This is a genomic window from Gordonia sp. BP-119 (genome assembly GCF_016924115.1).
GTDB lineage: Bacteria > Actinomycetota > Actinomycetes > Mycobacteriales > Mycobacteriaceae > Gordonia > Gordonia hongkongensis.
Window position 1 is genome coordinate 29,613 of the sequence record NZ_JAFFZF010000040.1, and the last position, 13,511, is coordinate 43,123.

15 protein-coding genes and 1 pseudogene are annotated in these 13,511 nt (G+C 66.7%); 7 read left to right on the top strand and 9 right to left on the bottom strand.

The window, feature by feature from the left end; translation table 11 throughout:
- Window positions 1–6: 6 nt before the first annotated feature.
- The 4 genes from JW364_RS19570 to wrbA form a co-directional block, all read right to left on the bottom strand.
- On the bottom strand, window positions 7–555 hold the full coding sequence (locus JW364_RS19570) for a dihydrofolate reductase family protein (protein WP_065630636.1): 549 nt from the start codon (window positions 553–555) through the stop codon (window positions 7–9).
- Window positions 556–634: 79 nt separating this feature from the next.
- Window positions 635–1,063, bottom strand: a complete 429-nt coding sequence (locus JW364_RS19575) for a nitroreductase family deazaflavin-dependent oxidoreductase (RefSeq protein ID WP_065630635.1) — start codon at window positions 1,061–1,063, stop codon at window positions 635–637.
- Between the two features lie 449 nt (window positions 1,064–1,512).
- Window positions 1,513–2,007, bottom strand: coding sequence for an FBP domain-containing protein (locus JW364_RS19580; protein WP_065630688.1), 495 nt, complete (start codon window positions 2,005–2,007; stop codon window positions 1,513–1,515).
- A gap of 289 nt (window positions 2,008–2,296) precedes the next feature.
- A complete protein-coding gene (wrbA, locus tag JW364_RS19585) occupies window positions 2,297–2,896 on the bottom strand; it encodes an NAD(P)H:quinone oxidoreductase (RefSeq protein ID WP_058253059.1) in 600 nt (199 codons plus the stop codon).
- Window positions 2,897–3,028: 132 nt separating this feature from the next.
- Between wrbA and JW364_RS19590 the strand changes: the two genes are divergently transcribed.
- From JW364_RS19590 to JW364_RS19605, 4 genes are all read left to right on the top strand, one after another.
- On the top strand, window positions 3,029–3,778 hold the full coding sequence (locus JW364_RS19590) for a DUF72 domain-containing protein (protein WP_068970397.1): 750 nt from the start codon (window positions 3,029–3,031) through the stop codon (window positions 3,776–3,778).
- Window positions 3,779–3,931: 153 nt separating this feature from the next.
- On the top strand, window positions 3,932–4,186 hold the full coding sequence (locus tag JW364_RS19595) for a hypothetical protein (protein WP_068970398.1): 255 nt from the start codon (window positions 3,932–3,934) through the stop codon (window positions 4,184–4,186).
- A 668-nt stretch (window positions 4,187–4,854) separates the two neighbouring features.
- Complete coding sequence (locus JW364_RS19600; RefSeq protein ID WP_068970399.1) at window positions 4,855–6,423, top strand: hypothetical protein; 1,569 nt, start codon at window positions 4,855–4,857, stop codon at window positions 6,421–6,423.
- Window positions 6,420–7,376, top strand: coding sequence for an alpha/beta hydrolase family protein (locus JW364_RS19605; protein WP_374100856.1), 957 nt, complete (start codon window positions 6,420–6,422; stop codon window positions 7,374–7,376). The genes JW364_RS19600 and JW364_RS19605 overlap by 4 nt, the downstream gene beginning before the upstream one ends.
- Before the next feature lie 41 nt (window positions 7,377–7,417).
- On the opposite strand, the gene JW364_RS19610 is transcribed toward JW364_RS19605, so the two are convergent.
- On the bottom strand, window positions 7,418–8,461 hold the full coding sequence (locus JW364_RS19610) for a 2Fe-2S iron-sulfur cluster-binding protein (RefSeq protein ID WP_065632050.1): 1,044 nt from the start codon (window positions 8,459–8,461) through the stop codon (window positions 7,418–7,420).
- Window position 8,462: 1 nt separating this feature from the next.
- Complete coding sequence (locus JW364_RS19615; protein WP_004020850.1) at window positions 8,463–9,674, bottom strand: cytochrome P450; 1,212 nt, start codon at window positions 9,672–9,674, stop codon at window positions 8,463–8,465.
- A 238-nt stretch (window positions 9,675–9,912) separates the two neighbouring features.
- On the opposite strand from JW364_RS19615, the gene JW364_RS19620 reads away from it, so the two are divergent.
- The 3 genes from JW364_RS19620 (at window position 9,913) to JW364_RS19630 (ending at window position 12,125) form a co-directional block, all read left to right on the top strand.
- Complete coding sequence (locus JW364_RS19620; protein ID WP_058253049.1) at window positions 9,913–10,845, top strand: AraC family transcriptional regulator; 933 nt, start codon at window positions 9,913–9,915, stop codon at window positions 10,843–10,845.
- A 120-nt stretch (window positions 10,846–10,965) separates the two neighbouring features.
- Entirely contained in the window at window positions 10,966–11,679 is a 714-nt protein-coding gene (locus tag JW364_RS19625) for a TNT domain-containing protein (RefSeq protein ID WP_058253050.1), read from the top strand.
- The gene (locus JW364_RS19630; RefSeq protein WP_058253051.1) at window positions 11,676–12,125 is read left to right on the top strand and encodes an Imm63 family immunity protein; all 450 of its coding nucleotides are present in this window, start codon (window positions 11,676–11,678) and stop codon (window positions 12,123–12,125) included. Before JW364_RS19625 ends, JW364_RS19630 begins: the two co-directional genes overlap by 4 nt.
- 181 nt (window positions 12,126–12,306) lie before the next feature.
- Here JW364_RS19630 and JW364_RS19635 read toward each other — a convergent pair whose 3' ends face one another.
- From JW364_RS19635 to JW364_RS19645, 3 genes and pseudogenes are all read right to left on the bottom strand, one after another.
- Window positions 12,307–12,852: an RES domain-containing protein gene (locus JW364_RS19635; RefSeq protein WP_223258854.1), complete on the bottom strand. Its 546-nt coding sequence runs from the start codon at window positions 12,850–12,852 to the stop codon at window positions 12,307–12,309.
- Window positions 12,853–13,023: 171 nt separating this feature from the next.
- Window positions 13,024–13,362, bottom strand: coding sequence for a hypothetical protein (locus JW364_RS19640; RefSeq protein WP_033204248.1), 339 nt, complete (start codon window positions 13,360–13,362; stop codon window positions 13,024–13,026).
- A gap of 23 nt (window positions 13,363–13,385) precedes the next feature.
- A pseudogene (locus tag JW364_RS19645) lies at window positions 13,386–13,511 on the bottom strand (IS630 family transposase); the annotation flags it as partial.

Below are 13,511 nucleotides of genomic sequence, written 5' to 3' on the forward strand. Positions count from 1 at the left end.
ATCGGGTCACACCGTCCGGTAGCGCAGCAGCGAGACGCCCAGCTCGAAACTCTTGGTGTCGACGAGCCGCAGTGTCGGGATCTCCAGGCCGTCCGGGAACAGACGCCGTCCCGACCCCTGGACGGTCGGGTAGACGAACAGTCGGTACTCGTCGACCAGACCGGCTTCGATCAGCGTGTGGCAGAGGCTGATGCTGCCGGTCACGACGATGTCCTTGCCGTCGGTCTTCTTCAGCGCGGTCACCTCGTCGACGACGTCACCGGACAGAACGGTCGAGTTCTGCCACGCCGGGTCGGTCATCGTGCTCGACACCACGTACTTGTCGACGGTGTTGAGATAGTCGGTGATCCCGGTGGCGTCGTCGGTCTGGTGCGGCCAAAAGCCGCGGAAGTCCTCGAAGGTCTGCCGGCCGACGAGCAGCGCATCGGCCTCGGCGTCCTGCCGGTGGGACTCGGCCATGAGGTCCGGCGCCTCGACGGTCGGGTCGAACCAGTTGGTCAACATCTCGATCGAACCGTCGAGCGTCATGTTCTGGGTGATCGCCAGCGTGCGCATGCTTCTCCCGGGGGTCGTTGACGTTGTCTCCCAGATACCGACCGGCGGGCCGGTCGATAGTCATCGGAACGGCACGCTGTTAGCGCGGCGTCAGCTCGACGATGGCGAGTGGGCGCGTCGTCTTCTTCTGATAGCCGGCGTAGCGACCCTTGTTGACTTCATCGACGAGAACGAAGCGCCGGGCGTAGTCCGGGTCATCGGGGTAGGTCGCCCGCGCGGTGACCTGAATCCGACGACGACCCACCTGGACTTCGACGTTGGGGTGCGCCTTGAGGTTGGCGAGCCACCCCGGTGGTCGCGGCGATCCGCCGTTCGACGCGACCACCAGGTAGGCCTCGCCGTCGCGCGCATAGGTGAGCGCATTGCACCTGGCCTCCCCGGTGCGGCGGCCGATTGTGCGCAGCAGCAGCGTGGGATTGCCCATCAGCAGCCGGTGGCCGACGAGTCCGCCGGAATGCTCGTAGAGCCATTGGTGGGTCTGCAGCGCTCGGATGAACAGCGACGTCATGGGTCCACTATCGCCGCTCTGACCGTCGGCCGAAAGCTCAGCGGACACCCGGTCCCACCCCCACGCTCCCTCTAGTCGACAAACACGCAGGCCCGCTGGCCCGTTCTGCTCCCTGATCCGAAAGAGCCGCGGAACCACTGTCCCGCTCTGCTCCCTGAGGAGCGCCCGGAGCTTGCGGAGGGCGCGTCACGAAGGGTCTGCCACGCATCTCACCAAGACCCTTCGTGACGCTCGCAAGCTCGCTCCTCAGGGTGCGGGGGTCCGCTCGCAAGCTCGCTCCTCAGGGTGCGGGGGTCCGCTCGCAAGCTCGCTCCTCAGGGTGCGGGGGTCCGCTCGCAAGCTCGCTCCTCAGGGCGCGGGGGATACGCTCGCAAGCTCGCTGCTCAGGGGCGGGATGACACGGCTCCGTAAACTTCGGCGGCTCTCAGCTCGGGGAGCAGTGGCGCGCGTCAGCTGTCGCCGCTCGCCACCCGCGCTGCGAAGCCGGAGAGGTGGCTCCGCAATGCCTGAATGCGTTGTTGCCGAACGGTTTCGGGGTCGTCTGTGGAGAAGATGGCCGACGGCTTGGCGCGGACGTTCGCCGAACACTCGAAGTTCGAGCAGATCAACGTCCCGACCGTGTTGCCCTTGCGTCCCGCGGCGCCGGCGAGTTTCGCACTGAAGAAGGCGACCTCGTTGGGCAGGTGCACGTCCTCGCAGAACGAGCACAGGGGCCGGGTTCGCGGCTGGCGGCCACCGAGACGGAGCATGATGCCCACGACGTCGTCGTCGGTCGGGATGACCACGTATCCGACCATCGGTAGTTTCGGGTCGCGCCAGCCGACGAAATCGATTCGCTCCCAGTCGAAGTCGTCGAAGTCGGGTGGAAGGGTCACGCTCTTGCGTTCGCGCAGCGAGGCGTTGACGAACGACGAACGGATCTGGGTTTCGGTCAAGGAATGCATGAGTGGATACACCTCAGGTGACGGAGGAGGAAAAAGAGTGCACGATTCGACCGGCGCGGTCCACAACTGCGGGGACGCGCGCCGATCGGAGCGGGTTAATCAACCGTCGGCGCGCACGACGCCGACGACCTCCTCACGCCCGGAGGGCGACACACTGACAGACACGAGGACCGATGGTGAACCGCCGAACCTTCGCTGTCAACTCGATTACGGCGACCGCGCGCTCACAAGATCCGTCCCCGCCCGAACCAAACGGCTGAGCGGGAACGGATCTCGTGAGCGACGACTATCAGGCAGCGAGGAGGCCCGCGATCCGCACCACCCGCTGCGCCATGTGTTCGAGCGCGGCCTTCGTCGCGTCGTCGAGCTCGTTCTTGTTCTCCGGACCCGTGACATGGGAGACGCCGTACGGGTTGCCGTCGGCGAACTTCAGTCCGTCCGTGTACCCGGGCGGGACGAGGATGCCGCCGAAGTGCATCAGCGATGTGTAGAGAGCGGTGAGGGTAGTCTCTTGCCCGCCGTGGGCGGTGTTGCTGGAGGTGTAGGCGGCGTAGGCCTTGTCGGCGAGCTTGCCCTCGGCCCACAGTCCCCCGAGAGAGTCGATGTATGTCTGGAACGGCGAAGCCGTGCTGCCGAACCGCGTCGGGCTCCCGAAGATGACGCCGTCTGCCCAGACGATGTCGTCGCCGGTCGCGGCGGGTAGGTCCTTGGTGGCCTCGTAGTTGGCCGACCAGGCCGGGTTCTCGGCGAACGTCTGCGGGTCCCGGGTTTCGGCAATGTGGCGGACTCGGACCTCGGCACCGGCGGATTCAGCGGCATCCGACAGCACCTGTGCCATCGCAGTGCCGTGTCCGGTGGCCGAGTAGTAGATGATCGCCAGCTTGGTCATGTGTACTCCCGTCTCGGTGATTGGCATGTGCCACCGACGGGTACCCACGAGCCGTGAGTCGACACCCACGCGCATACCGGGTACTCGTCGTGGACGGGATTCGTAGCCCCGTCCCGAACGGATAGTTGCGCGATGCTGTTCATCGGTACCTCCGGCTGGCAGTACCGGGACTGGCGCGGTGCCTTCTATCCCGAGAAGCTCCCGCAACGGTTGTGGTTGGACTACTACGCGCAGCGGTTCCCGACCGCCGAGGTCAACAACACCTTCTACCGGTTGCCCGAGCGGAAGGCGTTCGAGCGCTGGGCCGAGACGGTCCCCGCCGACTTCCGGATGGCCGCGAAGATGAGTCGCTATCTGGGGCACATCAAACGGCTCAACGAGCCGGCCGAACCGGTCCAGCGGTTCCTCGATCGCTCGGCGGGTCTCGACGGGCGGTTGGGACCGGTACTCCTGCAGCTGCCGCCCAACCTCCGCGCCGCACCCGACGCGCTGGACGAGACGCTCTCCTTGTTCCCGAAGACGGTCCAGGTCGCCGTCAAACCCCGGCACGAGTCCTGGTGGACCGACGACGTCAGGTCGGTCCTCGAACGGCACAATGCGACGCTTTGCTGGGCCGACCGCAAGAACCGGATACTCAATCCGCTCTGGCGCACAGGCGATTTCGGCTATCTACGGCTGCACGATGGAACGGCGCGGCGTCCGATGAGTTACGGAACCCGAGCGATCGACAGCTGGTTGCGCCGTCTGACCGAGACGTACGACGACTCCTGCGATGTCTACGTCTACTTCAACAACGACCCAGGGTGCGCCGCGATCGACAACGCGGTCACCATGATTCGTCGCGCGCAGCGGATGGGGATACCGGTGAAGACCGTCGGCTGACCCCGAGACCGCCGCTCCAGGCGGTGAGGACGATACGTCGCCGATGAGTCGCTTCTGGTCGAAGTCCGGGGCGCTTTTCGCTCACCAGCGCGAACGGAATTGTCGTACCCCCGGCATAGCGTGTGACCGAACCACGCCGACGAGGGGACTTCGATGCCGAGCAGGAACGCCGCACTGAGAAACCACGACGCCGCCACCCTCGCCGGTTACCTCGAGGTGTGCGAGGACCAATGGGAGCGCTGGCAAAGCCGGGCAAACAGCGCCCGACTGGCGGCCGCGGACCCTCGGACCATTCGGTTCCACGACGACGAGGCCGCGTACTGGCGCCGCTTCGCCGAGATGCTTCGCCTCGCGATCGCGGAGGCCGATGCGTCAGAGCGGCGCGTGGCGGGACGCCGCACGGCGTGATGTGCCGTCGAAGTGAGGCCCACGGTCGAAGGGACGTGAATCCGGACGCCACCCTGGGCCCGGTGGCACGAGCCCGGCCCGGGACTCGACGTAAGATCGGTGACGCCGGGTCGGGGGACTCCACGGTTCCCGCCTGGCGTGCCGGACCCGACACCTCACGCGGACATCGAAATGGAGACAGACATGGTGGACACCATCTTGTGGCAGGCGATTCAGGACAACGAGCTGGCACTTGCGGTCCTGCAGTACGTGTTCTCGGGCGTCAAGTAGGCCACCTGCGGACATCCGGGGGAGATTCCGGCGAACTCCGGCGGGCCCGGGGTTGACGCGCGGGGATCACCGACGAACCCCGGGTGAAGGCTCGGTGAAGTCTGCTCGAGGGGACACCCCGTACAGGGTTGTCAACCGCGGTTACTGGGGTGAGCCCGGGACGACCGAGACCAAGACCGTCACGTTCTACAGCTGACCCGACCCATCCGGTACCGAGCCGCCGGTCGCTCTCCCGAGCGGCCGGCGGTGTGCTGTGTCGGGAGTCGACCTTTTGTACACACATTCCCGGTGCGATTTCGGAAAGAGCTGAGCGACGATTTCGGGACGCATTACCGGGATCATTGCGCGAATTGGTCAGCTCGTCCGGCGACGCCGGGAATGTCAGCTAATGTTTAGCAATGCTCACTGGCGCACGCGGAAATCGATGGCAGATCCGACTCGCCGCGGCAGCGCTTGTGCTGGTCGTGGCCGCAGGTCTGTCCATCGTCTCGTCCGGACCGTCCGCGGCGGCGCCGGTGGTGAACCCTCAGGCCGGAAAGGTCGTCGCGCACGCCGATTTCCAGGTCCGGCGAGACGGTTTCTCGTTCGAGAACTGGGGACCGAATGATGCGCTGCACACCCGCGGCCTGAGCATCGAGGGCATGCGTGCCGTCTTCGGTGACGAGGTCTGCGCCCGCATCGTGCTCGGGGTGTGTTCGCCGACGACGGTGGCCGAACTCGTGCAGCAGGAATTCAACGAGTCGATGGCGGGCGGGCACTGTTTCGGAATGGCCGCACTCGCCGGACTGTATGCCACCAAGCGTCTGAACCCGTTCCCGTTGGCGATGCCGTGGCAGTCCGTCTACAGCATCCGCCCGTCGACACCGCTCGACGAACTCATCGCGCGGATGTTCATCACCCAGGGGTTCCCGCCCACCGACCTGGCGCAGTCCGAGGTCACGGTCACCCAGGCACTGTCCCGTCTGCGGTCGGCGTGGGCGCGCAACGACAACTACGTCTTGGCGATCTACACCGACGAGGAACAGAGCGCCGGACACGCCATCAACCCGATCGCGATCCGCGACCTCGGGCAGGGCAAGCGCGGCATCGTCGTGTACGACAACAACTTCCCCGGTGTCGAGAAGATGATCGTCGCCGACCCCGCCGCGAACAGTTGGTACTACTCGACCGCGACCAATCCGTCGGAGCCGACCCTGCTGTTCCAGGGCTCCCCGCTCAACAAGATGATGCTCGTCCCGTTGGCGCCGATCCTGGCACGTCACCAGGATCCGGAACTGCGCAGTGACGATACCGTGGTCATCGTCTCGGACAACAACGGTGGCGCCCGCGGCGCCGGCGACGTCGACTGGGATGTGCGGGTGACCGACCCGGCGGGTCGCGCGATCCCGGGCGTGGACAAGAAGATCCTGTTCAACAACGACAACACCGCCACGTTCACGGTGCCCGCGAACCGCACGTTCCGGATCATCGTGGACGGGGTGGAGGCGGGTCGCACCGCGGACATCGACGCCACGGTGCTCAGCGCCGGCGGTGTGGTGGCGATGGGTGATCTCGAAGTACCCGCCGGCGCGGTGGCGGCCATCGACGCCGACCCGACCCGGCACGGCATGCGGGTGACCTCGTCGGCGCCGTCGACCGCGGAGTTCCAGGTCGCGACCGAGGATTCGCTGCGCTCGTTGTCGACCGAGACCAGCCAGCTGGCCGTCGGCCCGGGTTCGGTGGTGTCGGTCGGGACCGCGAGTACCGGTGTCACCGTCCGGTCGGAGGGACGGGCGCAGCGACTGCGTCTGGAGGTCGAACGCAGGGACACCTTCACCGATCGGATCGCCCTCAGCCCGACGTCGATCTCGCTGCCCGCGGGCGCGACGGTCACGGTGCCGGTGAACCTGTGGCCCGGGTTCGGACCGGTCCCGGCGACCGTTCGTAGCGGTCCGTCGATCACCCCTGTGCCCCTGAGCATGCGGTGAGGAATACGTCGGGCGGTGGCCGCCTCGCACTGGCCGTCCTGGCCGCGACTGTGGTGGCGCTGTCCGCGTGTGCGGACGGAACGACGCCCGTCTCGACCTCGAGCAGCAGCGCCACGGCCGCCCCGGTCGAGTACCTCGACGAGGTGACGGTTCAGCGGGTGCGGTACCCGACCCCGGATGACGGTGACACAGACCAGAATTGGGCCGAGCTGTATCTACCCGCGGGTGAGCAGCGGGTCGATTCGATACCGCTCGTGGTCCTCATCCACGGCGGTGCGTGGCAGAGCGCTCTCGGCGCGGACATCTTCGAGCCGCTGGCGCAAGACCTCGCCGGCCGCGGGATGGCCGTCTACAACATCGAGTACCGCCGAGTCGGTTCGGGCGGCGGATGGCCGACGACGTTCCGCGACGTCGCGGCGGCCCTCGATAACGTCGTCGTCGTGGACCGGCAGTTCCCGCAGATCGACACCGACGATGAGCTGATCGTCGGGCACAGCGCGGGTGCACAACTCGCGGTGTGGGGCGGCACCCGGCACAAGCTGGAGGACGACGAGGTCGGTGCCCGACCACTGTTCCGGCCGACGCGGGTCGTCTCGCTCGCCGGTCCACTCGACATGACCTATGCGGCCACGCATGGCGACGACCGGATCGTGACCGCCCTCGGCGGCACCCCGGCGCAGGTCCCGCAGCGGTACACGATGGTCGATCCCATCCAGAACATCGATCCCGACACCCCCGTGGTCGCCGTTCACGGAACCGCCGATCGGATGGTCGCGCCGGCCAATTCGCAACGCTACGTCGCCGCCGTCGTGCGTGACGGCGGTGACGCCGAGGCCGTTCTCATCCGTGGCGGCAACCACGGGTCGGTGGTCACCTCGACTGCGCCCGAGTACCCGCGGGTCCTCGACATCATCTCCGGAGCGTCGGCGGCGGATGTGCAGGACGTGGCCTGAGCTGGTCGTCGGCACCGGAACAACAGTGCCTCCGGGCCGGCTCAGAGGGTCACGAGACTCGCTGCGGGCGTGTACTTCTCCCGCTTGATCCGCCGGGGCGGCATGCGTCGTCGCTTGAGGGCCCGGACCCCCGCCTCGACCATCGCGGGCGGGCCGCAGAGGTATGCCGAGTGGTTGCGGCAGGAGTCGAAGTCGGCCATCATCGCGTCACCGACGTAACCGGTACGGCCGCTCCACTCTTCGCGGCTGAGGCAGGGCGTGTACCGGACATTCGGGTGCTCGGTCTCGAGTGCGCGCCAGAAGTCGACGTCGTACAGCTCGGCCTCGGTGCGGACGCCGTGGTAGACGTGGATCTCACGATCGGGGTCGGCGTCGAGTACTGCTCTCGCGATCGACTTCAGCGGCGCGAGACCGGTGCCCCCGGCGAGCAGGATGAGCCCGACGTCGGGTTCGCCCGGCTGATGGCAGAAGTCGCCCCACGGTCCCGTCATGGACACCGCCGCCCCGACCGTCAGGGAATCGAAGATCCACCGGTCGGTGGCGAGACCGTCTGGCTGCCTTCGGACGTGGAACTCGAGAGTGTCGGATTCGCTGGGCGGGTTGGCCATCGAGTACGGCCGGGTCTGGCCGGTGCCCGGGATCGACAACTCGACGTATTGGCCGGCCGTGAACTCGAACGGTTCGTCGAGTGACACCGTGATGGACACGGTGTCATCGGCCACCGCGGTGATCGAACCGACCGTTCCGGCGACATCGCGCAACAGGTGATGGCGCTCGCCGCACTCGGCGGCTGGCGGTTCGACGGCGATGTCGGTGATGGGTGTCGACTGACACGACAGCACGTATCCCTGCTGCTGCTCGGCGTCGGACAGGACACTGTCGGGGGCAGGCGGGGCGGTCACCATGCCGTCGATCACCCGGACCTTGCAGGTGCCGCAGGTGCCCTGGTTGCAGGAGTTGGGAATCCACACCCCCTGGCGCAACAGGGCATCGAGAACTCGCTGTCCGTCACCGCAGGTCACCGAGGTGTTGCCGGCGTCGATTCGGAAGGTCGTCGGGCCGGGCCGGGTCGTCGGGTCGGACACGTCACACCTCCCACACCGTGTGCAGTGACGTCGGCCCGCGGAAACCCCAACCCCAGAACTCGACGTCGCTGCTGTTGTCGCGCTCGAGGTTCGGGATGGACTCGAACAGCTCCTCGAGTCCGATCCGGCACACGTGATTGGCGAAGTAGATTCCTGCGCAGGCGTGGTTGCCGGCACCGAATGCGAGATGCGGCAACGGCGGTCGGGTGATGTCGTAGTCCGACGGTGCCTCGTAGACGGAGTGGTCATGATTGGCCGAACCGTACGACATCAGGACCACTGAGCCCTCCGGTAGGTCGACGCCCGCGACCTCGACGTCCTTCGTACTGATCCGGGCCGTGGCCGACCAGATCGGTGACGTCCACCGCATGCCCTCCGAGATCGCGCGCGGGATCAGGTTCGGCTCGTCGACGACCTGCTCGAATTGGTCCGGCCGGCTGAAGAGGCCGACCAGTGTGGAGGCCATGGCGTGGCCAGGCTCCTGCATCGCTCCGAGGAGGTATACGTACAGCGTCGGGTAGATGTAGTCGCGGTCGCGCGTCTGTCCCTCGGGCATACCGTCGTGCAACCAGTGGGAGATCGCGCTGTCGTCGGGATTCTCGATCCAGTTGTCGATCAGCGGATTGACGATCGACTGGATCTCCAGCTTCGCGGCGTCGGCCTCGGCGAAGCCGTCCGGGTTGGTGAACTCGCCGTTCTCGTCGACTCCCGCGTTGGTGAACGACGCCGACAGTTTGTGGAACCATTCGCGCAACTTGTCCGAACTCACCGACTGAAGGCCGAGAAGGTCGCCGAGCGCGCGCACGCTGACGGGTTCGCAGTACTGGGCGACGAGTTCGGCGCGCCCCACGTCCTCGAAGTCGCTCAGGTACCGGCGGGCGATCGGCCGGACGAGGTCGTCGATCCACCGGTCGACCTCCTGGGGTTGCAGGGCTGGATCGACCATCGACCGTAGGTCGTCGTGGATCGCACCGTTCACCCCGATCACTGCCGGGTGTCCGAAGGTACGGCCGCCGGCCTTGGTGATCACCGCCTCGAAGTCGGGGCTGGTGGCGATCGACCGGCAGATGTCCGCGGTCGTCGCGACATACGACCCGAGAACCGGGACATAGGCGAGCGGCGCCTCGGCGCGAAGCCGTTCGTAGACGGGGTAGGGGTTGCGTTCGAGTTCGGTCATCGTGATGTCGTCGATCCACGACATGGTGCTGGTCATGGGTTCCTCCGCTGTGTTCGTCTCGAGAGCCGGGGGCGGCGGCCGGCAGGTTGTCGGCGACCCGGTGCGAGGTGACATTAGGGACCGCCGACCGGGCGGTCGATACGCTTCGCGCGTCGGCGGCACCGATCGCGCGGCAATGTGATCGCAGTCTCCGAACCGGGTGGCGAGTGTCGTGTGTCACCGGGTTGAATCGAGATGCACGACCCTGCGCGACCGGAGTACGAGGAAGAAGTCCATGCGGAGCACGACATCGACCAGCGACTGGGAGACGGCGCATCGTGCCGTCGAAGAGGTGTACTTCCCGCATGAGCTGACCGCGCTGTCGTCGCCGGATCAGCTGAATCTGAACCTGCAGACCGTCGAGCTGGGACCGGTCACGATCGGCAAGCTCAACTGGGGGACCGATGTCTCCATCTCCTGCGACTATCCGGGCGCCTACGAGATCAACATCCCGGTCCGCGGCGTCCTGGACTCGCGCGCCGGATCGGTGCAGACGACGTCCGAGGAGGGGACGGCCACGGTCTTCACCGCGGACCGCCCGTCGACGATCACCCGGTGGTCGGCGGACTGCGTCGTGGTCGGGGTGAAGTTCGACGCCGAGTACCTCGAACGTGAGGCCGACCGGGTCCGGGCGTCGGCGCTGCGTTCACAGTTGCGGCTGCCGGATCAGCTGGATCTCGCCGGACCCGACCAACAGGCATGGTTCGGGCTCGTGCGTGCATTGTCGGCTCAGGTGCGCGAACCCGCCGACCTCCTGTCGAACCCGCTGGTCGGACCGCAGCTGGCGAGCGCGATCAGCAGCGCGTTCCTCCTCGCTGTCTCTCCGGAAGAGGCGGGTACCGGTCTGCGCCCGCGGATGGTCAAGCGCGTGCTCGACGCGTTGCACGACGATCCCGGACGCGACTGGCGTCTGGCGGACATGGCCGAACTGAGCGGCTCGAGCCTCCGACGACTGCAGGAGGGCTTCGCCGAACACGTCGGTGCGAGTCCGACCCAGACGCTGCGGGACATCCGACTCGACCGGGCTCACCACGACCTCACCGAACCGGACAACACCGACACGGTGGCCGAAGTTGCTGCGCGATGGGGCTTTTCGAGCCCCAGTCGGCTGGCGGCCGCGTACAAGAAGCGCTACGGCATCCCGCCGTCGGAACACCGTCGGCGGTAGCCCTTTGGGACGTCCGGTCGAATCTGAGTCGGACCTTTGCAGTTCAGGCCCCATCGTGTCGTCGATCGGTTAGTTTCCGCACTGCGTGACCTCCGGACGTACCCATCGAAAGGCGCGGCCATGAAACGTCGCCATGCTCTGCTCGCCATCTTCTTCAGTCTTGCGCTGGCGGTGTCCGGGGGAGGGGTCGCGGCGGCCGCACCGAATCCCCTGAGATCGTTGGACTTCGGATCGCTGGGCGGGCCGGAGGCGGGTGGATGTTCCGCACAGTTGTTGTACAACGACGAACTGTTCGGTCCGAAGATTCTGGCGACCGATGCCCCGGTGGGTCCGCAGTTGAGGGGTTACGACCGGCTCGCGGGTCTGAGTCCGAGCGAGTTCCTGCAGACGTATCGGAAAGGGGACAAGTGGGACTATCCGGACCACGACGGATACACGCTGAACCCCGACGGGTCCGCCAAGAAGTCGGTGACCACCCTCAACCCGAACAAGCGGATAGATCGCTATGGTCCCGCCAATGGTCGCTTCCTGGCCCCCGCGGGCACGCACTACAAGAGGCGGGCGCTTCCGCCGGAGAACCTCGTCGACAAAGACAACCCTCAGTTCTGCAACTATCACGTGTACGTGGTCATGCGCCCGGTGAAGGTGTGGATCGGACGTATCGCCAAGGGCTTCGGTCAGCCGGGCGGCGGCATTCAATATCAGATCGACCAGCAGCTCCTCGATCCCGGGTTGATCGAGGACCATCGCGGATGTTTCAACGAGACAAGCGGTTTCGTCAACACCCAGTGGTTGCTGTGTTCGGGTGTGCTCGAGAGCGTCTTCCCCGGATGACGTCGGGCGCCGACGACCAGCTCGACCCCGAGATGCGCAGCCGGATAGCCGATCTCGCGGCGACGATGTCGGCGGAGCCGTCCGATGTGCCTCGCCTGGGTCACATCCCCGACGACGCGACGCCCTCGTGCGTGCGTGACTCGGACGGTGTGTGGCACTTGATCATCCGCGAACGCGGCACGGTGATGTTCGACCGGCAGTCCAGCGATCCAGAGGAGTTTCTGAGCTGGGTTGCGGTGGCGATCGCCGAAGCGGCGTCGTATCGGCTGCACTCGCCCGGCGCGCCCGACTATCTGCGCCGCATATGGGCAGAACAGTATCGGATGCTGACCGCGGCCGACCCGGAGTGGGCCCGTGCGTGGTTGGAGCGGACCCGGACAAGGTTGGTCGACCAGGGAGCCGACGATCGTGAACTGGCGCAACTGCCGGGCCGGCATCCCGGCTGAGACGAGGTTGGGAATCGGCGTCCACCGGTGTGGGCGGCGTAGCGGTGCAGGTTCGCTATCCCGAACTTGAAGACGATCGTAGGACCACCACGGTTGGTCGAGCTATCCTCATGCTCGTTCGACGATGCGGCACAGCCTGTTTCAGGCCGGTTATGTGGAGTCCACTCGAGTCCGAAGAGGGTCAGGGCGCGGGCCAGTTGTGGATCCGCGGCGTCAATGGGGGAGTGGTCGAGAACGCCGGAGTGGGGCTGATGTCGGGGTCGGCGGCGCGTTCATAGAGCGCCCACATGCGCAGCTGGTCGCCGTGTCGGGAGTCGAACTCGATCCCGTCGACCGCTGCATGGCCGTGGTCGGTGAGGGCGTAAATCCAGCGGGAGATGGCCTGGGTGAGCCCGCGGGGCCGGCCGTCCCGCAACGCGGCGGTGTCGAGGTCATCGAGCCCGTAGCGGATCGCGAGCGGCCGAAACACCGTCCGGAGGGTGGCGAGGCTGTCCGGGTCGGCGGGCACCGCGAACCGTCCGGTCAGGGTGCCGTGACCGATCATCCGTAGATCGCACCACGATCGCGGAACGTGGCCGGGCGGCAGCGCGGGGTAGTCCTGCTCGTCTTCCTCGTCGACGACGATGTCGTCGAGCTCGGCGATCAGTTGTGGGCTGGGTCGGGCGAAGGCGAGGACTTCGAGGTAGCAGGCCAGGGGAGTGTCGGCGCAGTACAAGGTGCGCCACACCCCCGTCGGGGTCGTCCCAGCGGCCGGCGAAGCGGTCGTCGGTGGCGTACTCCCATGGTGTCCACTCCCACGGGCTGGGCGCGTATCCGACTCGATATATGGGCGTGGCAGTCCGGATGCTGGTGGTGATCGGGCCGTGCGGGGTGCTGATCGTCGAAGGCTGTGGTTGGTTCATCCCACCGCGGCGAATTGGCGGGCGGCGGCGAGTACTTGCGGTCCGACGTCGGCGAGCTCGCCGTCGCGCAACAGCAATGCCGGCGCCCGGTCGTCGAGGACCGGGTTGAGGCCCTGGAACCAGGCTTGTGCGACGGCGGGGGTGTCGCGTTCGGTGATCAGGCGGGCGGCGCGGTAGGCGATCCGGAGCCGTTCGACGTCCTCGGGGTTGGCGATGGTGCGGGTGCCGTCAGCCCATTGCCGCACCGCCCGGGTCTCGCTCACCCGACCCAGGTAGGCGACCAGCCGCGCGCCGAGCAGATCTCGCAACGCAGCCACCAGTTCGGGCTGCGACATACGAGCCGCCTCGGCGTAGGCAGCTAGTGTTCTGAGTCATTAATTCGTGTGCAGTAGTGGGCGATGGAGTCGAGGATCTGGTCAGCGGTCTTGACCCACACGTAGGGGCGGGGGTTGTCGTTCCAGGTCTCGATCCATGCTCTGATGTC